A 22,522-nucleotide genomic window follows, 5' to 3' on the forward strand; every position below is an offset into this window, starting at 1 on the left:
TATGGTTGTTATTCCTAACTTTGCCGTTTATTACTACGCTTTGCAACAACAAAAACGCATCATATTAATATCGCTTATTACCGGCATTGTATTGATGGCCGCAAAGTTTGGTGCCTACTTTTTAACCGCCTCTAATTTCATCCTTACCGACGCCGCCGAAAGTATTGTAAACGTACTGGCCAGTTCGTTCGCGTTTTTTAGTATTTACCTGTCTTCGCAACCGCGGGATGAGAACCATCCTTACGGGCATGGTAAAGTGGAGTATTTCTCGGTGTTTATTGAGGGGATATTGATCTTGCTGGCGGGTGTGGTCATTATCTGTAAATCTGTTTATGGTATATTTTATCCTAATGTTATTCATGACTTGTTAACCGGTGCTGTTATTATTGGCATAACCGGAGCTATCAATGGAGCTTTAGGATTTTATATGATCAAACAAGGAAAGACCTTGCCATCTATTACCATCGAAGCTGATGGAAGGCACTTAATTACCGATATGGTAACCAGTTGCGGGTTGGTAATAGGTTTGCTGCTTATCCATTTTACCGGCGTTGAAGTGTTGGATAGTTCATTATCCATATTGGTAGGTGGCTATATTATTTTCTCCGGCTATAAGCTGGTACGTAAATCAGTTGGCGGATTAATGGACGAAGCCGATTTTGACGTAGTAAGCAACGTAGTAAAAGTGCTGAATGAAAAACGCCCCGAGGCCTGGATTGACATCCATAACTTCCGTGCGCAGAAGTATGGTAACGAACTGCATATTGATTGTCATCTCACGCTGCCTAACTATTTCGACCTTACGAGAGTGCACGAAGAAGTATCCATGGTTGATGCGTTAGTGAACAGCGAGGTCACCAAAACCGAACTATTCATCCATACTGACCCCTGCCTGCCCGATTGTTGCCATTACTGTAGCATGCATCTATGCCCGATAAGGACAGAGCCCAAACGCGAACATATCGAATGGACTATGGACCGGGTTATCCGTAACAAAAAACACTTTGAACAATGAGCCTTTTTAACGTGCGTGTTTATGGTCTGCTGATAAATGATAAGCAGGAAATATTAATAAGCGATGAGCAGGAGTATGGCATGCAGTTCACTAAATTCCCCGGTGGTGGATTGGAGTTGGGCGAGGGCTTGATAGACGGCCTGAAGCGCGAATTTGTTGAGGAGTGTAATGTAGAGGTAGAAGTACTCAACCACTTTTATACCACTGATTTTTTTGTGAAATCGGCTTTTAACGATTCGCAGATCATCAGCGTGTACTATGTGGTGAACAATTTAACGCCGCTTAACCTAATGTTTAAAACCGCGCCGTTTGATTTTGATGGCGAGGGCGATGTGATGCAGTCATTCCGCTGGATAAAATTGAATGATTTACGGGTTGATGATTTTACATTCCCGATAGACCAACACGTGGCAAAACTTTTAATAGATAGTTTATGAATTTAGTTGAACGCGACCAGAAAGTAATATGGCATCCTTATACCCAAATGAAAACTGCCGGCCCGCCGGTGCCTATTGTTAGGGGCGAGGGCGCTTGTTTGTTTGATGAAAGCGGAAAGAAGTATATCGATGGCGTATCGTCATGGTGGGTAAATATCCATGGCCACGCGCATCCTTACATCGCCAAAAAAGTAGCCGAACAGTTGACTCAACTAGAGCATGTGATATTTGCCGGCTTTACGCACCCGGTAGCTGTTGAATTGGCGGAACGTTTGCTGGCTATTCTCCCGCAAAACCAGCAAAAAGCTTTTTATTCTGATAACGGCTCTACAGCTATTGAGGTTGCCATAAAAATGTGCCTGCAATACTGGAATAACCAAGGCAAGCCGCGCACCAAAATACTGGCCTTTAAAAATGCATACCACGGCGATACTTTCGGCGCTATGGCCGTAAGTGGAAGGAGTGCATTCACAGCGGCGTTTGATTCGCTACTATTTGAAGTAGAGTTCATCGATTTGCCAAACGATGACAATATTGAAAGTATCAAATCTCATATCTCACATCTCAAATCTCAGCTTTCCTGCTTTATATATGAGCCATTGGTGCAAGGTTCAGCGGGGATGTTGATGTATAAGGCAAGGCATTTAAACGAGTTGATGGCGCATTGCCGGAAGGAAAATATATTGTTAATAGCCGATGAGGTTTTTACTGGATTTGGCCGCACTGGTAAGCCTTTCGCCACCAACCATGTGAGCGAGGTGCCTGATATTATGTGTTTTTCTAAAGGCTTAACCGGTGGCACCATGGCCTTAGGGCTAACCACCTGCACACAGCAGATATTCGATGCTTTCTTATCTGATGATAAGTTGAAGACGCTATTTCACGGGCATTCCTTCACCGCTAATCCGGTGGCTTGTGCGGCAGCTGTGGCTAGTTTGGACCTGTTTTTGGAAGATGAAACAGCGGCTAATATACAACGCATTGAAACCATGCATGCGGCTTTTGCCGAAAAGGTAAAACATCACCCTAAAATAAAAACGGTAAGGCAAACGGGTACTATCATCGCTATGGAATGGGAGACGGGCGGCAGTACTTCGTATTTTAGCAGCTTACGCGATAGGTTGTATAATTACTTTTTGGATGCGGGGATTATTTTGCGTCCGTTAGGAAATATTACTTACATTTTACCTCCGTATTGCATAACCAACGAAGACTTAAATTACATTTACAGCAAAATTGAGAGCGCGTTGGAGGAGATCTGACGCATGGCGATAACTCACCCCGACTACGCTTCGCTGGTCGACCCTCTCTTCGCTGCGCGGAAAGAGGGTAGGAAGAGTTTATTATTACCGACATGCTAACCCTCTTTACGCCAAAGGCCAAGAGAGGGTGGTCGGGCGAAGCAATGACCGGGTGAGTCAGCCCGCGTTAGGGATAGCAGCGGATACCGGCCTTGCGCTTAAGGCCTGCAGGCGTATGAGCGGATAGCCCGGCCCGCAGGGAACGCCATAATTAATAATGAAGAACAAGTACATACCATGAGCTTAAACAACATACTACCTACCATTATTGCTAATAACGAGTTACACGCGCGTTGGTTAAACACGCTGTCGCTGATGGAGAATACCGGCGCGAGGAAGATCTCGGCCAGTGAGGACCCGGTGAGCGTTACCTATATTATATTGAAGCATGCTGCCGAGGAACATCGTCATGCATTCTACCTTAAAAAGCAGATAGAAAAAACCGGTAAGGCGGCGCAATGCCCAACTTATGCGGATAGCTACCTGGTGGCGCCAAACTACAGCAAATATTATTTAAATAAGCTGGATGTTGAGGTTAGCCGTTACCTGAAAAAGGAGATGGGTTTAGCTGGTTCTGACTTAAGATTTGCCGCTTACCTGTTGGTTACTTACGCCATTGAAGTACGTGCAGACGAGCTTTACCCGGTTTACCAGGATGCTTTGGACGCTGCCAAAAGCAAGGTGAACGTTAAATCAATCATACTGGAAGAAGAAGGTCACCTGGAAGAAATGATTAACCAATTGCAGGTGTTTTCGCCGGAATGGGAAAAACATGCGGAGGTGGCTGTGCAGATAGAGACCAGGTTGTTTAATGATTGGGTTGTGGCGTTGGGTGAGGAGGTGAATTAGTTCCGATACCCAAAAAAGGGGTGTCATGCTGAGCCGCGTCGAAGCATGCGGGCAAAGGCCTCTGCGCTCACCCTTCGACGGAGCTCAGGGTGACACCCCGTTATTCAGGTCAATACGCCAAATACTCCGTATAAATTTGCTGCATAAAGGCTTTGCCGGTGAAGAGTGTCCGTTCGGTTACTGCTTTATCGGCATTTTTGTTTTTGCGGTATATGGTGCGTTGGCCGGCGTTATCGAAGGATACCGATTGCTCGGGCGTTAAAAAGCCGAAGCCATTATCCCAGTCGAAAAAGGAAAACTCTTTGGTGTACGGATTCAACAGGTTTTTTGACCATGGGAATTGTTGGTGCGGCAGATCCAGCTGTGCCAATAGTGTAGCCGCAATATCAACCTGGTTACCCAGTTTGGTTATTTTGCTGCCGCGATATTCGGGTTTGATCACATCGCCATAAAACATTAACGGGATATGATATTTAGCCGGATCATAAGCCATTACCGAATGCGGCAAGCGGTGCCCATGATCGGCCACTAAAATAAAGAGCGTGTTTTTGTACCAGTCGTGCTTTTTAGCTTCGGTTAAGTAAGCGTTAACGCACGAATCGGTAAACCAGGCCGTGCTTCTAAACTGGTTAGCGTTGTCATTCCCTTTAAAATGCGGTGTGGTTGGTAATACAAAGGGCTCGTGGTTGGTAGAGGTTTGCACCAGCGAAAAGAAAGGTTGTTTAACGCTTTTGCCGTAAGCCTGGTGTTTACCCAGCAATATATTATCATAAGCGCCCCAGGTTGATCCTACATCCTTTTTATCAATATACCGTTTATCGAAAATCAAATCGGTATGGTGGTGCTTCATGTAGGTGTCAAAGTTCATGTAGTCGGCCTCGCCGCCATAAAAATAGGAGGTAGTGTAACCGGCTGTTTTGAACGATGTCATCAGCGAAGGTAATTTGGCTTGCTTAGGCGTATCGATGATAATGGTACGGATAGCCTGTGATGGGAAAGCGCTTAATATGGCGATAATTCCCTTATCAGTTCTATCGCCCGCGGCGTAAATATTGTTAAATAATACGCCCGTTTTGGCTAGTTTCTCAAAGTTTGGCGCAACGCCTTTTTCACCGCCTAAGGACTCGATCAGGTCTGCGGAGTAGCTTTCCAGTTGTATAATGACTACGTTAGGTCGGTTAGCGGTTAGTAGCTTTACCGTAGTATCTTTTTTAATTGCGTAGGCTTCTTTAATAATGTCTTTAGCCTCATCGGCACCCATGTACATAAACGGGTTGTAAGGGTGGCGCAGGTTTTCGAAAATGTTATTGGCCAGGTTCCACTCGGTATTTTGTGCGGCAAGATCAAGCAATTGATTGTCCGAAAAATAGCCTGCACTTTGATTAATAGGCGTAGGAGATAAAGTGCCTCTTAAAACAATAAAATTGACAATTAAGAGTGCAATGCTGTAGTATATTTTTTCACGAGTACTTACCGCGGGGCGGACAAATGTTTTATCCACCACAAAATGATACAACAAACCGCCAACGATTAACAATACCACCCCAATAGTTAAATGTAGCGCAATAGGCGATGAAGCGGTGGATGACATCGACTCGGCCGGCGAATTATACAGCGTATCAAACGCGCGGAAGTTTACTTTGGCACCCCATTCGGTAAATATGCCTAAATCGGTAATAGCTATTAAACTGATAAAGAACAGGCAGAACCAGGTATAAACGCTAAGCCAAATTGGTTTAACAGGTTTTTTGCCGGTAAACCAGTGTATAACAAATACCAGTAAAGGGATAATGCAGATATAAGCCGTTGCCGAAGCATCCATACGGATGCCGTAAATGAAGGTCTGGATAATTTCCCAAACGGATACACCATGCAATTTATCTGCAAAGTATATTTCAAAAGTGGCCCGGGTAACTGCGAAAAACAGTAACCAGAAAAGGAAGTAACGTATTAACGTAAAAAGGCTTCTCAACATGGGACGGCAAAAATAAGTTTAATTTACCATTACGTTAAGAAGCCTTTAAAAAAATGTTGTGTGGCTGACTATCGTTTACCACCCATAGACTGCAGATCTTCAAGCGATACGCGCTCATATCCTTTCGGGATGCCGAACGTACCCGGCGCAGGTTTGGTATCAGTGATAGACTTCAGCTCCAAAGTAACAGCCATGCCCTGTTGAAAATTAGTATACAACACCGGCGTACCACCAATTTTTGCAAAAGCTTTGCTCAATTCGCTTTCAGGCAACTTAATATCGTTTGTAACCCAGTTATCGTAGCTGGTACCTTTTGCATCTTTAGAAATTACTTTCTTGCAGTTGAAACCATTAATGACTTTAGTTTCATTAGTAGGTGTAAACTCGAATTTAGGCATTGATGAAAGCATTTGATCAAGTTCATCCGGAGTAAATACAGCTACTTTTTTTACAGACATTACTGGCACATCAACTAAAATAGCCAAAAAAGTGCCCTTGTTGTTGCTGATCATGTTGGTAGTGAACATACCCATGTTGCTAAATACTGCGGTAGAATCAGCAGTAAATGAAGTTTTTGCTTCCGCTGCACCACGCGGTGTGGTTACAGTATAAGTTGCTACACCCTGGGTATAAGTTTTTTGTGCGCTGGCGCTTAAGGCAAAGCCTGTTAAAGCTAAACCAAGCGTGATCTTTAAAAATTTGGTATTCATTGTTTTTTTAGTTTATGTACAATTTAGTGCTTTGTTACCTAATTGCAAAGTATGTTTTGATATTAGTTAGACTGCAAAACTAACGCATTGTTACGTTTTATTGTTTTATAATTTACGCCTGTGGCTGTGGCTTGCCTGGTTAAGTCCTCAACAGTCTTGTCGCTATTGCTCGCATCAATTATTAACAGCTTGTAGCCAAACTGTTTATTGATCTGTTTTATGCTTTGATGTGGGTTTTTGGTGACGTACAGGTAGTCTATTTCTATTTTGGTGGGAAGGTGCAAGTGCCCGGCATCCTGATCAAGTACGTAAAGCTTTTTATTTTGAAACTGGATGAGTTTTCCCGCTTTGCGGAAATATGGTTTAGCCAAGTTTCGCGTTAGCAAAACTATTGTGGTATCGGCAATCTTTGTGCTGTCTAAGTAAGGCTGTATAACGTAGCGATAGTTTTTTTCGGTGGGATTAAGGTCGGTTAGGATGATGGCTTTATCACCTTGTTTAAATACCATTCCACGGTATTTTTTGAGATTTAAAATAGTGATGGTATTACTTTGCGCAGCGTATAAACGTTTTATGCTAACGCTTACACACAATATTAACGTTAGTGCCAGGCTTGTGGCCAAAAACTGTTTCTGCCTGCGCACGATGAAATAAAACAAGCAAATAAAAATGGCGTAAAGTAGCAAGTATTCGGCTGTTGTAAGCCATATTTTGCCGATGCTGGCCAAAGGCGAATGTTCTAACAGCGCCAGTAATTTATTCATCCATAGGATTGTTTTGTCCAATACAAAAGCCAGCGCGGCGGATATAAAAGGGATCTGCGGCAGCAACAAATACAGCAGCCCGGCATACATGATCACCATCACAGGTACCGCGATCAGCAAATTACTCAGCAGAAAATAAACCGGGAATTGGTGGAAGTAGAACGCGCTCAACGGAAACGTAATAACTTGTGCCGCCAGCGATACTGAACATGCCATCCAAACGGTATCGGCCATTTTATTTTTAAAGCTGAACCAACGGTATATTACAGGCTGCAAAACTACTAATCCGCCTACGGCAAGGTAGGATAGCTGGAAGCCTACATCGGCAATAAAATAAGGGTTATACAGCAACATGAAAAAGGCTGCTATGGCCAGAATATTTAGCTGGTTAATATAGCGGTTATAAGTTTTGCCAATGATGATGAGCGTTATCATTACCGCCGCGCGACAAACCGCAGGCGAGAGGCCGGTTAATAAGGCGTAGTAGCCGATTAATGCTGTAATGATGATTGCTTTAACAAGTCTGCCATGCTTATAGCCGTTCAAGAAACTTAAAGCCCAACCTAACAGCAAATACAAAATAGCCACGTGCCCACCCGATACGGAGAGAATATGGATAGTACCGGTTTTAGAATAAGCTTGTAAAACGTCATCACTCAAATCGGCTTTATAGCCCAGTATCAGGGTTGATGCTACCGCGATGGCCGATGTATCGCGCATGTTGAGTTTAAATTTTGCAACCAGATTCCTGCGCAGTCCGAGTGAGTAGCTTATAAGCTGATTGCCTTTGCCAGTAGCGGTAACCACATATTGGCCGGGGTATAAAAACATCTGTTGGTGGATGTTTTGGTTGGCGAGATACTTTTTATAGTTGAATTCGGCAGGATTGTGCGGCGCGTCAACAGTTGTGTATGTGGCCGGAATAAGTAATTCATCTCCGTAATTTAAGCGTTGTGCCAGGCTGTCTTTTATGACTACCATCAATGTGCCTTGTGTTGCTTTGGTGGTTTTGTTGCTGATGCTTTGTTTAACGTTGGCGGTAAGCCGAACCAGGCCTGATTTTACAATGGGTTCGCTGTTTATTTGTATGGATAGGTATGCCGAAGGTGCTTTGGAGAAATGTTTTTTATTATTTAAGTCATTATGGAGCGAAACACTCAACCAACCCACTCCAAATAATATCAAACTAATAAGCGTGCCGCCCAGCCATTGATGTTTGTAGAGCTTAAGGTGCTTGTAAGTTAGGTTGAGGATTATAAACAAAAGACTAAGGCCGGTAAGCGAAAGAATAAGCCACCAGGCAACATCCCATGCAAAAAATAGTCCTGATGCTATCCCCAGTAAAAAGGGAAGTATCAGGACTATAAATGGTATTTCGCCTTTATGATTGGCTGGCAAGTTAGTGAGTAGTTAAGTTGAGGGTGGTTTACTGCAACTGGTATGCTACCACACTTTTGCCTAAAAACGTAGGCACGTATACTATCTTTTTAACAGGATCGTAACCAATATCGGCAGTTTTGTTTTGAGTGGTGTGGGTATCCAACATCACGTGCTTGGTGCCGTCGGATTTTACATAATAAAAATAACCCGACCATGCTGTAACCAGGAAATCGCCGTTACCAACCTGTTCTATACCGTCGCCGCCGTTTTCCAGCGCGGTTATCTCGGTAAGTACTTTTTCTGCATTGGCAACATACATGGTCTTTCCGGTAAGGATGAACAGTTTATTGCCTGCGGCTTTGAGGCCGTTAACGCCCTTTAAGTTCTCGAGGTACAGGGCAGGGACGTTCTTTTCAATTCTGAATACGGTTCCGTTTTTGCTGTCGGATACATATACAACGCCTTTGCTGTCGGCAGTGGCGTCGTTCAGGTTTTCGGCCCCGGTGGGTTTGATTTTGGTTTGTATTTTGCCGGCAGCTATATCAATCACAACTACTTCATCCATATCGGCCACATATAATAAATTACCCACCCGCGCCATGCCTTTTGGTGCATTAAGGCCGGTTATCCATTTATCATTAATGATCTTGCCGTCGGTACCAACCTTGCCTATGCCACCTTTGCCATCTTTACCCCACGGGGCGCCATCAATAAGTGATACAAATAAAAAACCATTATCCGGCAATACCGATTCGGGGATAGCCAAGGTAGTATCAGTAGCCCATAACTTTTTTAAGCTTTGTGCCTGCGTATTAAAAGCGGCGAAGATAAATGCGGCGGCAAGCCAGGTTTTTAGGTGTAATTTCATGAGTATAAGTGGTTTTGTGTGATATGCTAAAGTAAGCATGTTACCGCGAGTTAGCAAATAACCATTAAACAAAAAAGCCTCCCGTTTACCGGAAGGCTTGAAATATGTAGTAATGATATACTAGGTGGTATAACCTAATATCTTCAGTACTTGTTTACTGTTTTGTTCTTCGCCAAAAACCTCAAAGTTAAACGTCTCGTCGCGGTTGCGGCGGATGATAACATGTTTAGGCGACGGCAGCAGGCAATGGTGTATACCACCGTAACCGCTCAATACTTCCTGGTAAGCGCCGGTATTGAAAAAGCCCAGGTATTGTACCTTACGGGTTTTTGGCATAAACACGTTGTTCATGTGTGCTTCCTGGTTATAATAGTCCTGACCGTCGCAGGTTATGCCGCCAAGGTTAACACGCTCGTATTCTGAGTCCCAGTTGTTTATCGGTAACAGGATGTATTTTTGGTTCAGCGCCCAAACATCCGGCAGGTTGGTAATGAATGATCCGTCAAGCATTAACCATTTCTCGCGGTCGTTTTGTTGCTTACGGCCTAGTACTTTGTATAAAATTCCCGATGCTTCTGCGCAGGTATACTTACCAAACTCGGTGATGATATCCGGTTCAATGGTATCGTTCTCCGCACAGATCTCTTTGATACGTTTAACGATCTCGTTGATCATGTACTCGTAATCAAAATCAAATACCAATGAATCTTTAAATGGCATACCACCCCCAATATCCAAAGTATCCAGGTGCGGATTGATCTTTTTGAATTTGCAGTACAGGGTTACGTATTTCTCCAGCTCGTTCCAGTAGTATGGTGTATCTGATATACCCGAGTTGATGAAGAAGTGCAACAACTTAACCTGGAAGTTAGGGTTGTTCTCGATCTTGTTGTAATAAAAATCGATAATGTCCTCCATACGGATACCTAAACGCGAGGTATAGAATTGCGAGTCAGGCTGCTCCTCTGCCGCTATACGGATACCCAGGTTGCATGGGGTAGTCATTTCTACCTCATCATCGTACAGGTTAAACTCTTCCTTATTATCCAATACCGGGATGATGTTTTTAAAACCATCATGCAGCATATCAATAATATATTGTTTGTACTGGAAGGTTTTAAAGCCGTTGCAGATAACAGTCATATCTTTGGTCAACACGCCTTTTTTCTCCAGGGCATCAATCATCGGCATATCAAAGGCTGATGATGTTTCCAGGTGGATCTCGTTTTTTAGCGCCTCTTCAACAATATGCTTAAAGTGCGAGCTTTTGGTACAATAACAATACTTGTAGCTGCCGCGATAATTGTTTTTAATGATAGCCTGCTGAAACAACAATTTAGCCTGTTGTATTTTCTTGGTGATCATGGGCAGATAAGTAAAACGTAGCGGCGTGCCATACGTTTCTATCATTTCCATTAAATTAAGATCATGGAAAAATAATTCATCATCAATGATCTCGAAGCCTTCCTGCGGAAAGCCTACACTTAGGTCAAGAAATTCCTGATAACTCTGCATCTATTAAAATTTTGGCAAAAATGTAATTTTAAAACGGAATTATAAGCCAAATGTTAGCAGAAAATTATGGTCGCAGTGTAATTATTACTAAGCAAGCATGCACATTATAGGTCAACATAGGTGTAAGTAAACTTTATGTTAAGCACTGGTTCGTAAATTCTCATGGTGCTGGTCTGTGTCATAGTTAAAGGGTAGCCATCGCTATCGTAGGTATAAGTATAATTTATACCAAAAGCGATCAACCCCGAACCCTCTGTCACTATTAGTTGGGTAGGGTTATTGGTATAGGTAAATTCGGGTTTGGCTATTTGTACGCCAACAATTTTTAGTGCCGGCGACAAATTCGTGAAAATGCTTTTCTGCGTATCGAAAGTCTGATCGCGGGTACCAAGGCCTACCGATGTTTCTTTTACCAGGTTATTATTGCTATCGTAAAAGTAGGTAGTACCAACCGTGCTGGTAAGGTTGTTGCCGCTATATGTAAAGTTGGATAATACCTCGGTAGTTATGCTGCTCCCGGTCGTTTGCGGTTAATGGTTTGCAGTTTGCCGCTTGAATAAATAAACTCGCTAGCAGCTATAGCAGGGCCGTTTACGCCTATGTAATTGCTTTCTGTTTTAGCTAAACTACCATCGGTATTGTAAATATAAGTGTCTGTGTTAGTACCTGTTTTAGCGGTGATAAGTTGTTTTTGGTCGTTATAAGTGTAGATGGTTGTATAGGTGCTGCCATCATATTTTACAGCATCAATTTTGCTCAGGTATTTCTTTTTAGTAGCCGGGGCGGGTTCAACAACTTGTTGTTTGCAGGATGAAAACAGCAAGCTAAATGCCGTAACAAGCATTACAGGTGTATTAAGTTTCATTGCGGATAGATATTTGTCTATAATCGTTTTACCAAATTATATAAAATAATATAAAGATAAAACGATTTAGCAAAATATTGAATGCGTTTAATTTCTGCCTTAAATTAGCTACTTAAAGCTCAACGTAAGTGTAAGTGAAATTGGTAGTGTTTCCCGGTACGGTTTGCACGGCGCTAACAGGGTATCCACTATTATCGTAGGTGTAAGTAATGTTCCTGGTGACTGTGCTGCTGCTGGTTATGTTGCTTATTGAAATAGGGTTGTTAGGACAACTGTAGTCTGTTTGGCCTATTTGGTTACCAATTTTACGCAGTACCGCAGGGAAATTTGCATAGACACTTTTTTTATCGTCAAACGTGCGTTTGATGGTTAACAACGATGAGTTTTCCTCAATAGTGTTGCCTTTTCCGTCATAACTAAAAAGTAGATCATAGCCATCAACACGTCTTACGGTCATTTTATTGTTGCTATCATAAGCAAATTTCCACGGGTCCAGATATTCGATAGCGTTGCCATTAAAACGGTGTCTTTTAACTTCTTTAAGGTTGCCTGCATCGTAGCTAAGCTCATAAACAATTCGAAACGCGTATCCATTTATCGGGTATGTTTCATAGGAGAACAAGCTGCCATCAGTGTTATAAATATAATCGTTAATGGTAGTCGTAGTTTTTACAGAGGCAAGCTGTTTTTTGCTGTTATAAGTAAACTCTATGCTTTGTGGCGTAGTACCGTTGTTCCAGGCTATTCTGCTAATGAATTTTTTTGGCGAGTTATCGTCCGCGTCAGCGCCGCTTTTTTTGCAGGCAGAAAATATCATAGCGCAAGCTAAGGCCAGCGCTAATTGAAGACTGATTTTCATTGGTGGTGGTGGTTTGATCTATAAATTGTAATGACTAAGTTACAATTATTTGACAAATATCAAACCCTTGAAAAATAGAGTTTTGAAAGGATTTAGGCGGTTAAAACCGGCAAATGGACCTCGGCCACCATACAGCGGGCGCTGCCGCCACCGTTGGTTTCTATCGTGTTAATATCAGCATAAACTAATTCGCCGAATTTGGATAGGGTGGCGGTTTGCTCGTAAGTGAGCGATGAGAAAGCATTTTTAGACATTACGATCAGCGCGTCACCTCCTTCGGTTTTCACCTCCAGCATATTGCCTGCAAAATTGTTCAGTTGTTCGTAAGTAATATCAACTATCTCTTTGCCGGTTGCTTCAAGCGCTTCTGTAACTGCTTGTTTTTCGTTGGTATCGGGTATGCTATCCAAACATACCACCGCGAATCCGTTACCAATACACATCATCACGTTGGTATGGTAAATAGGCGTTGAATTTTCATCTACCGTATGGAAGGCTATGGCCTGGTAACCCGCGTGTTCGCAAAAGGCGGCTAATACTTCGGCGTCGGTACGGGGAGAGAGGCAGGCATAAGCAATTTTGTTTTGCCTGTCTAATACCATGCTCCCTGTGCCTTCCAAAAATTTTTCTTTGCTTTCAAACGTGCTCAGGTCAAATACCTGGCTTACTTCAAAACTATCTTTTAACTTGTCTATAATATCTTCACGACGCTCCAAACGGCGGTTTTCGGCCTGCATAGGATACAAAAACACATCACCGTCTTCGTGAAACGACACCCAGTTATTCGGGAATATGGAATCGGGTGTATGCGGCTCTGTAGTATCCTCAACAACCGTAACGTTAACACCGCGTGATCTTAGCAATTCAACAAAACCATCAAACTCGGCCCGTGCTTTGGTTTGCACCTGCTGCTGGTCGGTATCAGCAGTTTGAAAAGCATTACTTTCCGCGGTTTGCTCGTTAAAGCCGAAACTCACGGGGCGTATCATCAATATGTTGGCGGTTGATTGCATTTGGCAACGTTATGTATTGAATATAACGTACGTTTTGCCAAATTGTTAACTAATCGGCCTTATAATCTAAAATATCGCCCGGCTTGCAGTTCAGTTCGCGGCAAAGTGCCTCCAAAGTATCAAAGCGCACACCTTTTACTTTACCTGTTTTTAGTAAAGAAAGGTTGGTCATGCTGATGTCGAGTCGTTCGGCCAGTTCTTTTAACGACATTTTGTTTTTGGCCATTTCCACATCTAAATTCACTACTATAGCCATTATACAAACTCCTCGTTTTCTTTTTGCAGGTTAAAGCCGCGTTTAAATACATCGGCCATTACATAAATAACTGCGCCTAATATAAGGCCGGTAAAGCTTTCTTCCCAAACCATATTATACAAATTAAAGTCCTTAACGTAGCCATGCAGTATCATTGATTTGCTTACGCCAAGCAATATATGTAGGGGCACCAGTAGCGCAAAGCATAAGGCAATCAGCTTCAGGCGCTTCACATTACTATAATGAAAAGGCTCGTTCTGCTGAATAGTATCAAAAAACCGGCGACAGTGGTATATAATTGTGGTGGCCAAAACTTCCAAACCTATCAGGAAAAAATAAGCCATAAAAATGTTAAAAGGCGTATTCCTGAATTTCATTTTTAGCGTGGCCTGATCTACGTCCAGTACAACATCCTTAGCATTAGGGTGCAGGGAGGTTAGCTTTACAATATGATCCTTCGGTGTGTATTTAACAGGGTTGCTAAATTCAGTATAATCCGATGTGCAGAATTTCCAGGTGAGCATGCCAAATGCTACCACAATAAGTATCAGGTTCAAGTACCAGGCAATGGTGAACAATATCCGTACGGTGGTTAATAACCAGTGTGAATGAGTTTTCATGTTGTGATCGTTTTATATCACAAACATAGTATTCGTATTTTATAAAACAAAAATTATTTTATGTAAAACATAAAATAATTTTTGTTTTAAGCTATTTTGTCTCTGCGCAAAGGCATGCTCATACAGTGGAAACCACCGCGTGCGCGTGATAGCTCTGCCGAAGGCATCAATATTAAAGTGTCGGTTAAAGTTTCAGGACTAAGCTCGTTGCTCTCAAATTTTTTGAGGATGTCTTTCACTTTGATCACCATAAAACCGTGTTTTTTAAATGCGGCTATGGTTTTTTCGTTACGATCATAACCCAATACCACACCGTCTTTAAGGGCCAGCAGGTTGCAGGAGTCGGTCCACTGTTCGCGGGAATCGTATGGGAATTTGTCGTTGCCGGAGTAAACAAACCTGGTTTTTTCCTTGCTTTTCAACTCATTGGTACTGATGTCGGTTAGCAGGTCTTCCATACGTTTAAATGTTTTTGGGCTTTTGCCACGCTCAAATTGGATGATGTCTGTACGGTCCTTGTCTTTTTGTTTCTTATCTGTAAACCAGGCTATAGGTTCGGTCTCCTCAGGTGGCGGCGGAGCATTAAACAGCGACCGCAGTAGCACCCACATATTGCTCTTCACCTGGGTAAACACGGTGTCAATGTGCATGTAATCTCGCTTATGGGGGATTTTGATCACCGTTATTTTCTTTACCACTTTATTGGCGAACAACAATTTCACCGCCTCGTTAGCGCCGGTAGGCGATGTACGCTCGCTACAGCCAATAATTAAATGCTGCGGACTAACCATCATCACGTCACCACCTTCAAGCGTGGTTTTTTCTTCCACATCATCGCCGGGGCGTAAAAAGTGCTGTACGGTATCGGGTATCTCTAAAATATTGTCTTTATAAGCGGCAAACAGCGGGTGGTTAAAAAATACATATCGCGCCAGCAAAGTTTCACGAGAACGGGCCTTTTTTGCCGGCTTGTTTAATAAGATATGGTTGTTTATGGCGATGCCGATATCGCGTGAAAAGATCAAATTGGGGATAGGCGCAAATATCATCTCGTTGTTATCCAACGATCCTGATATAAATATCTTAGCCAGTTCAACCGGCGAGGTATCCATCAGTTTTTGCTGTAAGCGATAGCTGCAACCCTCTATAGCGCAAACTGAAGCCACCAGCTTTTTACAGATATCCGGCTGCGCCAAAATATCCGCCAGTAAAGTTTGTATCTCGATAACCTTGTCCGACGCGTAAAAATCCGCATGATCCGGCTTATAAAAATTGCGCTTGTTCTCTTTAGCATCAATCTCTTTTAAACGGCCTTTTATTTTGTCCGGATCTAAAAAGTACAGCAGCAGTTTTATGTAATAGTCGTACTCGTTTTTGCGCATGGTATCCAGGTGCACAATGTCCTCAAATAACCAATCCTGCGCCTTAGAAGGCACTACGCGACCAAGCCCGCTATCCGGACTATGAATTAACAAAGCACGCAGGGTGCCAATTTCCGAACTTACGTCTATCTTAAAATCTGTTTTAGCTGCTGTCATATAAACTGTCAAAGCAATTTGCAAAACTATTGAATGCCTGGCAATGTAATATTAAACAATTGTTAAGAGATTTTGATTTTGGGGATGGTCATTCGTCATTTGATTGGTACGTGGCGGCAACTCACCAACTACAGGTAAAAGTCCCTCTCCTTTGGAGAGGGATTTAGGGAGAGGTATCTCGACAATTTTATTAATTTTGCCGCATGAATTTTATTGTTGAGAGCACCCTTAAGGCAGTTAAAGAATTATATGATACAGATATAGCCGCTGATGCGGTAAGCCTGCAGGATACCCGCAAGGAGTTTGAGGGCCAGGTTACTATTGTTACCTTCCCGTTTACCAAATTCTCGCGCAAAGGGCCCGAGCAAACCGGTGCCGAAATAGGCGAATACCTGAAAGCTAACCTGGCCGAGGTAAGCGACTTTAACGTGATCAAAGGTTTTCTTAACATTTCTATAACCGACGCTTATTGGATAGATCAATTGTATAACAACATCGCTGCCGATGATTTCGCGATAGCAAAGCCAAATGGTAAAAAGGTGATGGTTGAGTATTCATCGCCCAACACCAACAAGCCCCTCCACCTGGGCCACGTGCGTAATAACCTGTTAGGTTTTTCGGTAGCCGAGATTTTGGGCGCGGCAGGTTACGAGGTAATCAAAACCAATTTGGTTAATGACAGGGGTATCCATATCTGCAAATCAATGCTGGCCTGGCAAAAGTTTGGTAATGGCGAAACGCCCGAATCAACAGGCATGAAGGGCGACCACCTGGTAGGTAAATATTACGTGGTTTTTGATAAAGAATACAAAAAACAAATAGACGAGCTTAAAGCCGCAGGCCAAACCGAAGAAGAAGCTAAAAAGAACGCGCCGCTGATAAAGGAAGCACAGGAAATGCTGCTTAAATGGGAACGAGGCGATGCCGAAGTGATCAGTCTTTGGGAGACGATGAATGGCTGGGTATACGCCGGCTTTGGCGATACCTATAAAAAGCTGGGTGTGGCGTTTGATAAATTTTACTACGAATCAAACACCTACCTGTTAGGTAAAGATATTGTTGACGAAGGCCTTGCCAGCGGTGTTTTCTTTAAAAAAGAAGACGGCTCGGTTTGGATAGACCTGACCGAGGATGGCCTTGATCAAAAACTGGTATTACGTGCCGATGGTACGTCGGTTTATATTACCCAAGATATGGGTACAGCGCAGCTGAAGTATGACGACTACGGCATGGATGAATCAATCTACGTAGTGGGCAACGAGCAGGATTATCACTTTAAAGTGCTGTTTTTGATACTGCAAAAGCTGGGTAAATCATGGGCCAAAGGTTTGTACCACCTATCGTACGGCATGGTCGATCTGCCATCCGGCAAAATGAAATCGCGCGAGGGTACGGTGGTTGATGCCGATGATTTAATGGGCGAAATGGAAAGCACTGCCAAACAGGTTACCGAAGAGTTGGGCAAGATTGCCGATTTCAGCGAAGAAGAAAAACAGCAATTATACCACACCATTGGTATGGGTGCACTTAAATACTTCCTGTTGAAGGTTGACCCTAAGAAAAGATTGTTGTTTGATCCTAATGAATCGGTAGACTTTCAAGGGCATACTGGTCCGTTTATTCAGTATACGCATGCGCGGATCCGTTCGGTGTTAACCCGTGCTACTACTACTGGCTCTGCCGAAGCACCAACCCAATTAGCGGCGGAAGAGCGTGACCTGATACTTACACTGACCAAATTCCCGGAGACCATTGTAAGTGCCGCTACCGGTCATAACCCGGGCCTTGTGGCTAATTATGTTTACGAAGTGGCTAAGGCATACAATAAATTCTATCACGAGCATTCTATTTTGCAGGCTGATGATGAAGTTGCTAAGCAATTTAGATTGCAGCTGTCTGCAGGTGCCGCTAAAGTGATCAAGCGGGGGATGGCTTTGTTGGGTATTGAAGTGCCTGAACGGATGTAAGTGCGCCACTTTTTCTGACAGTAAATTTTGATTTTAATTAAGTGGTTGATTAGTAAGTTGTTGTGTTTTTTAGAAGGTGTGCCGCTTTGCGCCGCTTTTTTGCATAAAAAACTGATAATGAAATACTTGTGAAAAATGGGTGCGCCACCTGCGCCACTTTTAAAGTGGCGCACCCTGTTTTCAATTCTGCAAAACATTCCCTTAAAGCCATTGGTTGTAAACTACATCAACCCATAAAACAATGGCTACCAAAACACCTAAAAAACAAAACAAACAACCCGGAATCGAGGCCAAAATGGATCCAAGGCCCGAGTATATCAAACCCACCTACAAAGCATCGGGCAAGCTCATGGGTAAAGTAGCGCTTATTACCGGTGGCGATAGTGGTATCGGACGAGCAGTAAGCGTGCACTTTGCCCGCGAAGGTGCCGATATTGGTATTGTTTACCTGGATGAGGACGTAGACGCTAAGGAAACACAAGCGATCGTTCAGAAATTAGGCCGCAAATGCCTGTTATTTAAAGGTGATGTGAAGAAGCCCGACTTTTGCCGTAAGACGGTTAAGAAGATGGTTGACGAGCTGGGTAAGCTCAACATACTGGTAAACAACGCCGGTATGCAATTGCCCGAAACCAATCCTAAGGAGATAGACGACAAGCAATTACAGGAAACCTTTAAAACCAACATCTTCGCTTATTTCTACTTCGCCGAAGCTGCTTTAAGTTTCATGCATGAGGGAGATAGTATTATCAATACCACATCGGTAACGGCTTATCGCTCGTCTCCTCACTTAATAGATTACTCATCAACCAAGGGAGCTATTACTTCATTCACCCGTTCGCTGGCCACTAATTTAACTAATAAGGGCATACGTGTAAATGCCGTAGCCCCCGGTCCGGTTTGGACGCCACTCATTGTATCAACCTTTGATGAGGATAAGATCAAGGAATTTGGTCAGCAGACAGCCATGAAGCGTGCAGGGCAGCCTTCAGAACTTGGGCCTGCCTATGTGTTCCTGGCTAGTGATGATGCTTCATTTATTACGGGTCAGGTTATCCATGTAAATGGTGGCGAAGTGGTTAATGGCTAGATAATGTAAATGATAGGATAGGAAGTTTGAATACATTTCTTTTTCATTATGTTTGCTATCCAATTTGTATCAAAATAATGAAAAAACAGACCTTACTTTTTACAGCTATGCTGGCCGTGGCGTTTACAGCCAATGCGCAAAACCGCCCAAAACCGGAAGATACTGAATTTTACGAACCTGTACCTAAAGTGGTAACTCCGGGCAAAGCAGCAGGCGAAGCCCCCTCAGATGCTATTGTTTTGTTTGATGGTAAAAACCTTGATCAGTGGACAATGACCAACGAGCGCGGCACACCCGCCAAATGGACAGTTGCCAATGGTGTGATGACCGTAAACAAGTCTTCAGGCAATATCGAAACTGTAAAAGCTTTCACTAACTATCAATTACATATTGAGTGGCAAGTGCCTGCAAATATTACCGGTACTGGTCAGGCGCGTGGTAACAGCGGTGTATTCCTGGCCTCAATTGGTAAAGGCGATGCCGGTTACGAATTGCAGGTTTTAGATTCGTATGATAACAAAACCTACGTAAACGGTCAGGCAGGCAGTATCTATAAGCAATTTATCCCACTGGTAAACCCGGCGCGCAAACCCGGCGAATGGCAAGTTTATGATGTAATTTGGACCGCGCCAACTTTTAATGACGATGCGTCAGTTAAAACCCCGGCACGTGTTACGGTAATTTACAACGGTGTGGTTGTTCAAAACAACGCTATCCTGGAAGGTCCTACACAGTATATCGGTAAGGCATCATACAAAAATGCCAAGTTTGGTGCAGCGCCAATTAAACTGCAATCGCATGGCGATAAGAGCGAGCCTTTGAGCTTCCGTAATATTTGGGTAAGAGAATTATAATCAATACCTACCAATACAGATAAGGGATATAAATATTTTATATCCCTTATTTTTTGCCCTTGTTTGCAATCGATTGAAATTGTAAATTCGTTTCAACCAATCACCTAAAAAATCAACCCGATGATCCGCAGATCAATACTTATACTAGCGCTGGCCGCAGTGGGCCTGAACGGCTTTTGCCAAAGCAAAGTAGTAAATACTAAGTTAGACGCCTATGATGTGAGCTGGAACGAACCCGGGCCAACATCGGCACAATCAATGCCTACAGGCAATGGCGATATAGGCCTTAATGTATGGACGGAGCCTAATGGCGATCTGCTGTTCTTCATCAGTAAAACCGATGCCTGGGGCGCGGCTCAGCCTAACGAAAAGAACGGTTGGATAAAAGACGGCGGCGTATTGATGAAATTAGGGAAAGTGCGCTTATCGGTTACACCAAACCAAATAACTACCGGTACGCCGTTTACACAGGTTTTAAAGCTTCATAACAGCGAGATCATTGTTAAGCAAGGCAACGTACAACACCGCATTTGGGTGGATGCTAATAACCCCATTATCCGCGTAGAAACGCATAGTGCCAAACCTGTAGATGTAAAAGTTACTTTGCACAACTGGCGGATAGGTAAGGGCGATTATATAGTCACCAATCAATCAAGCCGTATTACCTGGTATCATCAAAACGCGCCGGGTTCGGGTAAATATCTGGATAGCGTAAGCTTCGGCGCTGTTATAAAAGGCGCGAATATGGTGAGTAAGGATGATACCACGTTAATTTCGCGCAAGGCGGTTACAGACCAGGTTGTGTCTGTATATCCCTTAACAACCAACGGACAAACATCTGTACAATGGCTGGCGCAGATGAGTAAGCAATCACAGGTTAATGACGCTATAAATTTGGAGATATCGCGTACCAAACATCGTCAGTGGTGGGATAAGTTCTGGAACAGGAGCTGGATATTTATTAAGGGCGACGAGGCCACAACACAAGCCAATCAAGGTTATATTTTACAACGTTATGTTACCGCTTGCGCTGGAAGGGGAGCCTATCCTATTAAATTTAACGGTTCCATCTTCGTTGTAGATAACGCAAAGTATAAACCTTCAAAAAACAATCCCGAAGGAACAAAAATTGATGCCGATTTCCGCGAATGGGGTGGGCAATACTGGTTTCAAAACACCAGGCCAATGTACTGGCCTCGCTTAGCAGCCGGCGACCATGATATGATGTTGCCGCTGTTCAATATGTATAGCCGCATCCTCAAAGAAAATGCAGCACAGGTTCAAAAGTACTACAAGCACGGAGGATCCTATTTTGCAGAAACCACACCTTTTTGGGGCGGCTTAAAGTATTGGGGACCCGAGGTAAAAGAAGACTGGACAGGTCACTATTTTACACCCATACTGGAACTAAGCATGATGATGCTTGACTATTACGAATATACCGGCGACAAAAAATTTGCGAAGCAAACCATGATGCCAATGATAAACGCCGGTATTGAGTTTTTTGATAAACACTTTAGCAGGGATGCGCAAGGCAAATTATTACTCGACCCGGATAACTCCATTGAGCAATATTGGAAAGTGCGCAACCCGGCGCCTGATATTGCAGGTTTACGTGCAGTCACAGCACGCCTGGTTAACCTGCCGGATGATTTGGCTGGTGCCAAACAACGTGCGGTTTGGAAGCGCTTTATAGCCGAATTGCCGGAATTACCGGTAGGCGAGAAAAACGGTAAAAAGGTACTATTACCTTACACCGGTGAGCAAACCGCCAAAGGTAGAAACTCAGAAAATCCCGAATTGTATGCTATTTATCCTTTCCGCCTGTTTGGTTTGGGCAAGCCTGGGTTGGAAATGAACATTAACACGTTTAACGTCCGACTTTTTAAAGAGAAAGGCTGCTGGAACCAACACCCTATACAGGCGGCTATGTTAGGCCTTAGCGATATTGCTAAAGACTATACCACCTATGCGCTTACCCGTAAAGCTCCCGAACTTAAATTCCCGGCGTTTTGGGCTACGGGGCATGATTATGCCCCCGATGAGGATAATGGTGGTAACGGCGAAAATGGTTTACAACAAATGCTGATGCAGGTTGACGGCAAAAAAATTATGCTCCTTCCTGCCTGGCCCAAAGAATGGGGTGATGTGGAATTTAAATTGCACGCGCCTTTTAAAACCACCGTACAAGGAAAAGTGATCAATGGAAAATTAAGTGATGTGGTAGTGATACCAGCATCGCGCAAAGCGGATATTATCGATATGTCAAAATAATATTATTATATTATTCTTATCAGGAATAAAGCAACGGTTAGTTTTGTAAATTATTGTTTTTCAGAGATTATAATTATTATATTTAGATACTGATTTATGTACTGATACAATAATAATTTTAGAGTGAAAAAAATACCCCTTATTTTTTCCATCTTTTTTATGGCCTGTTCGTCACCCAAGGAGGTAACAACAACCGATTTGAGCCGGTATACGCAACCTTTTAAAATTGCCTATGTAGGCGTTTGGAAAAAAGGGTATTCTGTATTGACATTGGTTGACGCTAAAAAGAAATATTTTACGCTTAAAGCTGCAGACAACGTTGCCTATAAAAGAGGTGCTACTTATACACCTGTAAATTAGTTTTTAGTTTAT

General features: G+C 43.1%; 21 protein-coding genes. 9 read left to right on the forward strand and 12 right to left on the reverse strand.

Going from position 1 to position 22,522, the window contains the following annotated elements:
* The first annotated feature begins 1 nt into the window (after position 1).
* The 4 genes from AC59JT_RS06185 to AC59JT_RS06200 all read left to right on the forward strand — a co-directional run bounded on the left by AC59JT_RS06185 (position 2) and on the right by AC59JT_RS06200 (position 3,602).
* Positions 2–1,015 carry a cation diffusion facilitator family transporter gene (locus tag AC59JT_RS06185; protein WP_497396851.1) on the forward strand — a complete coding sequence of 338 codons (1,014 nt, stop codon included), beginning with the start codon at positions 2–4 and terminating at the stop codon, positions 1,013–1,015.
* Complete coding sequence (locus AC59JT_RS06190) at positions 1,012–1,452, forward strand: NUDIX domain-containing protein (protein WP_497396853.1); 441 nt, start codon at positions 1,012–1,014, stop codon at positions 1,450–1,452. Before AC59JT_RS06185 ends, AC59JT_RS06190 begins: the two co-directional genes overlap by 4 nt.
* On the forward strand, positions 1,449–2,714 hold the full coding sequence (gene bioA, locus AC59JT_RS06195) for an adenosylmethionine--8-amino-7-oxononanoate transaminase (RefSeq protein ID WP_497396855.1): 1,266 nt from the start codon (positions 1,449–1,451) through the stop codon (positions 2,712–2,714). The genes AC59JT_RS06190 and bioA overlap by 4 nt, the downstream gene beginning before the upstream one ends.
* A gap of 276 nt (positions 2,715–2,990) precedes the next feature.
* Positions 2,991–3,602: a hypothetical protein gene (locus tag AC59JT_RS06200; RefSeq protein WP_497396857.1), complete on the forward strand. Its 612-nt coding sequence runs from the start codon at positions 2,991–2,993 to the stop codon at positions 3,600–3,602.
* A 109-nt stretch (positions 3,603–3,711) separates the two neighbouring features.
* Here the strand turns inward: AC59JT_RS06200 and AC59JT_RS06205 are convergent, their stop codons facing one another.
* The 12 genes from AC59JT_RS06205 to AC59JT_RS06260 all read right to left on the reverse strand — a co-directional run bounded on the left by AC59JT_RS06205 (position 3,712) and on the right by AC59JT_RS06260 (position 15,965).
* Entirely contained in the window at positions 3,712–5,577 is a 1,866-nt protein-coding gene (locus AC59JT_RS06205) for an LTA synthase family protein (RefSeq protein WP_497396859.1), read from the reverse strand.
* Between the two features lie 68 nt (positions 5,578–5,645).
* Positions 5,646–6,287, reverse strand: a complete 642-nt coding sequence (locus AC59JT_RS06210) for a hypothetical protein (protein WP_497396861.1) — start codon at positions 6,285–6,287, stop codon at positions 5,646–5,648.
* 62 nt (positions 6,288–6,349) lie between these two features.
* The gene (locus tag AC59JT_RS06215) at positions 6,350–8,449 is read right to left on the reverse strand and encodes a ComEC/Rec2 family competence protein (protein WP_497396863.1); all 2,100 of its coding nucleotides are present in this window, start codon (positions 8,447–8,449) and stop codon (positions 6,350–6,352) included.
* Between the two features lie 28 nt (positions 8,450–8,477).
* On the reverse strand, positions 8,478–9,299 hold the full coding sequence (locus AC59JT_RS06220) for an ATP-binding protein (protein WP_497396865.1): 822 nt from the start codon (positions 9,297–9,299) through the stop codon (positions 8,478–8,480).
* 120 nt (positions 9,300–9,419) lie between these two features.
* Complete coding sequence (locus tag AC59JT_RS06225) at positions 9,420–10,814, reverse strand: arginine decarboxylase (protein WP_497396867.1); 1,395 nt, start codon at positions 10,812–10,814, stop codon at positions 9,420–9,422.
* 104 nt (positions 10,815–10,918) lie between these two features.
* On the reverse strand, positions 10,919–11,155 hold the full coding sequence (locus AC59JT_RS06230; RefSeq protein WP_497396869.1) for a hypothetical protein: 237 nt from the start codon (positions 11,153–11,155) through the stop codon (positions 10,919–10,921).
* 164 nt (positions 11,156–11,319) lie between these two features.
* Positions 11,320–11,679, reverse strand: coding sequence for a hypothetical protein (locus AC59JT_RS06235; RefSeq protein ID WP_497396871.1), 360 nt, complete (start codon positions 11,677–11,679; stop codon positions 11,320–11,322).
* Between the two features lie 112 nt (positions 11,680–11,791).
* Positions 11,792–12,538 carry a hypothetical protein gene (locus AC59JT_RS06240; RefSeq protein ID WP_497396873.1) on the reverse strand — a complete coding sequence of 249 codons (747 nt, stop codon included), beginning with the start codon at positions 12,536–12,538 and terminating at the stop codon, positions 11,792–11,794.
* A 92-nt stretch (positions 12,539–12,630) separates the two neighbouring features.
* Positions 12,631–13,551, reverse strand: a complete 921-nt coding sequence (ctlX, locus tag AC59JT_RS06245) for a citrulline utilization hydrolase CtlX (RefSeq protein WP_497396875.1) — start codon at positions 13,549–13,551, stop codon at positions 12,631–12,633.
* 49 nt (positions 13,552–13,600) lie between these two features.
* Positions 13,601–13,807 carry a helix-turn-helix domain-containing protein gene (locus tag AC59JT_RS06250; RefSeq protein WP_497396877.1) on the reverse strand — a complete coding sequence of 69 codons (207 nt, stop codon included), beginning with the start codon at positions 13,805–13,807 and terminating at the stop codon, positions 13,601–13,603.
* Positions 13,807–14,427: a DUF2975 domain-containing protein gene (locus AC59JT_RS06255; RefSeq protein ID WP_497396879.1), complete on the reverse strand. Its 621-nt coding sequence runs from the start codon at positions 14,425–14,427 to the stop codon at positions 13,807–13,809. Before AC59JT_RS06255 ends, AC59JT_RS06250 begins: the two co-directional genes overlap by 1 nt.
* 86 nt (positions 14,428–14,513) lie before the next feature.
* The gene (locus AC59JT_RS06260) at positions 14,514–15,965 is read right to left on the reverse strand and encodes an arginine deiminase family protein (protein WP_497396881.1); all 1,452 of its coding nucleotides are present in this window, start codon (positions 15,963–15,965) and stop codon (positions 14,514–14,516) included.
* Between the two features lie 203 nt (positions 15,966–16,168).
* On the opposite strand from AC59JT_RS06260, the gene argS reads away from it, so the two are divergent.
* From argS to AC59JT_RS06285, 5 genes are all read left to right on the forward strand, one after another.
* Positions 16,169–17,932, forward strand: coding sequence for an arginine--tRNA ligase (argS, locus tag AC59JT_RS06265; protein ID WP_497396883.1), 1,764 nt, complete (start codon positions 16,169–16,171; stop codon positions 17,930–17,932).
* Positions 17,933–18,173: 241 nt separating this feature from the next.
* Positions 18,174–19,022: an SDR family oxidoreductase gene (locus AC59JT_RS06270; RefSeq protein ID WP_497396885.1), complete on the forward strand. Its 849-nt coding sequence runs from the start codon at positions 18,174–18,176 to the stop codon at positions 19,020–19,022.
* Positions 19,023–19,099: 77 nt separating this feature from the next.
* Positions 19,100–19,876 carry a 3-keto-disaccharide hydrolase gene (locus tag AC59JT_RS06275; RefSeq protein WP_497396887.1) on the forward strand — a complete coding sequence of 259 codons (777 nt, stop codon included), beginning with the start codon at positions 19,100–19,102 and terminating at the stop codon, positions 19,874–19,876.
* A 120-nt stretch (positions 19,877–19,996) separates the two neighbouring features.
* A complete protein-coding gene (locus AC59JT_RS06280; RefSeq protein WP_497396889.1) occupies positions 19,997–22,150 on the forward strand; it encodes a DUF5703 domain-containing protein in 2,154 nt (717 codons plus the stop codon).
* A gap of 123 nt (positions 22,151–22,273) precedes the next feature.
* Complete coding sequence (locus AC59JT_RS06285) at positions 22,274–22,510, forward strand: hypothetical protein (protein ID WP_497396891.1); 237 nt, start codon at positions 22,274–22,276, stop codon at positions 22,508–22,510.
* Positions 22,511–22,522 lie beyond the last annotated feature (12 nt).

Source organism: Mucilaginibacter sp. A3364, assembly GCF_059690715.1.

Excerpts from the sequence above, each read along its gene's own strand:
- AC59JT_RS06185 (WP_497396851.1), top strand. The coding sequence starts at position 2 with ATGGTTGTTATTCCTAACTTTGCCGTTTATTACTACGCTTTGCAACAA.
- AC59JT_RS06190 (WP_497396853.1), top strand. The coding sequence starts at position 1,012 with ATGAGCCTTTTTAACGTGCGTGTTTATGGTCTGCTGATAAATGATAAG.
- bioA (WP_497396855.1), top strand. The coding sequence starts at position 1,449 with ATGAATTTAGTTGAACGCGACCAGAAAGTAATATGGCATCCTTATACC.
- AC59JT_RS06200 (WP_497396857.1), top strand. The coding sequence starts at position 2,991 with ATGAGCTTAAACAACATACTACCTACCATTATTGCTAATAACGAGTTA.
- AC59JT_RS06205 (WP_497396859.1), bottom strand. The coding sequence starts at position 5,577 with ATGTTGAGAAGCCTTTTTACGTTAATACGTTACTTCCTTTTCTGGTTA.
- AC59JT_RS06210 (WP_497396861.1), bottom strand. The coding sequence starts at position 6,287 with ATGAATACCAAATTTTTAAAGATCACGCTTGGTTTAGCTTTAACAGGC.
- AC59JT_RS06220 (WP_497396865.1), bottom strand. The coding sequence starts at position 9,299 with ATGAAATTACACCTAAAAACCTGGCTTGCCGCCGCATTTATCTTCGCC.
- AC59JT_RS06225 (WP_497396867.1), bottom strand. The coding sequence starts at position 10,814 with ATGCAGAGTTATCAGGAATTTCTTGACCTAAGTGTAGGCTTTCCGCAG.
- AC59JT_RS06235 (WP_497396871.1), bottom strand. The coding sequence starts at position 11,679 with ATGAAACTTAATACACCTGTAATGCTTGTTACGGCATTTAGCTTGCTG.
- AC59JT_RS06240 (WP_497396873.1), bottom strand. The coding sequence starts at position 12,538 with ATGAAAATCAGTCTTCAATTAGCGCTGGCCTTAGCTTGCGCTATGATA.
- ctlX (WP_497396875.1), bottom strand. The coding sequence starts at position 13,551 with ATGCAATCAACCGCCAACATATTGATGATACGCCCCGTGAGTTTCGGC.
- AC59JT_RS06250 (WP_497396877.1), bottom strand. The coding sequence starts at position 13,807 with ATGGCTATAGTAGTGAATTTAGATGTGGAAATGGCCAAAAACAAAATG.
- AC59JT_RS06255 (WP_497396879.1), bottom strand. The coding sequence starts at position 14,427 with ATGAAAACTCATTCACACTGGTTATTAACCACCGTACGGATATTGTTC.
- AC59JT_RS06260 (WP_497396881.1), bottom strand. The coding sequence starts at position 15,965 with ATGACAGCAGCTAAAACAGATTTTAAGATAGACGTAAGTTCGGAAATT.
- argS (WP_497396883.1), top strand. The coding sequence starts at position 16,169 with ATGAATTTTATTGTTGAGAGCACCCTTAAGGCAGTTAAAGAATTATAT.
- AC59JT_RS06270 (WP_497396885.1), top strand. The coding sequence starts at position 18,174 with ATGGCTACCAAAACACCTAAAAAACAAAACAAACAACCCGGAATCGAG.
- AC59JT_RS06275 (WP_497396887.1), top strand. The coding sequence starts at position 19,100 with ATGAAAAAACAGACCTTACTTTTTACAGCTATGCTGGCCGTGGCGTTT.
- AC59JT_RS06280 (WP_497396889.1), top strand. The coding sequence starts at position 19,997 with ATGATCCGCAGATCAATACTTATACTAGCGCTGGCCGCAGTGGGCCTG.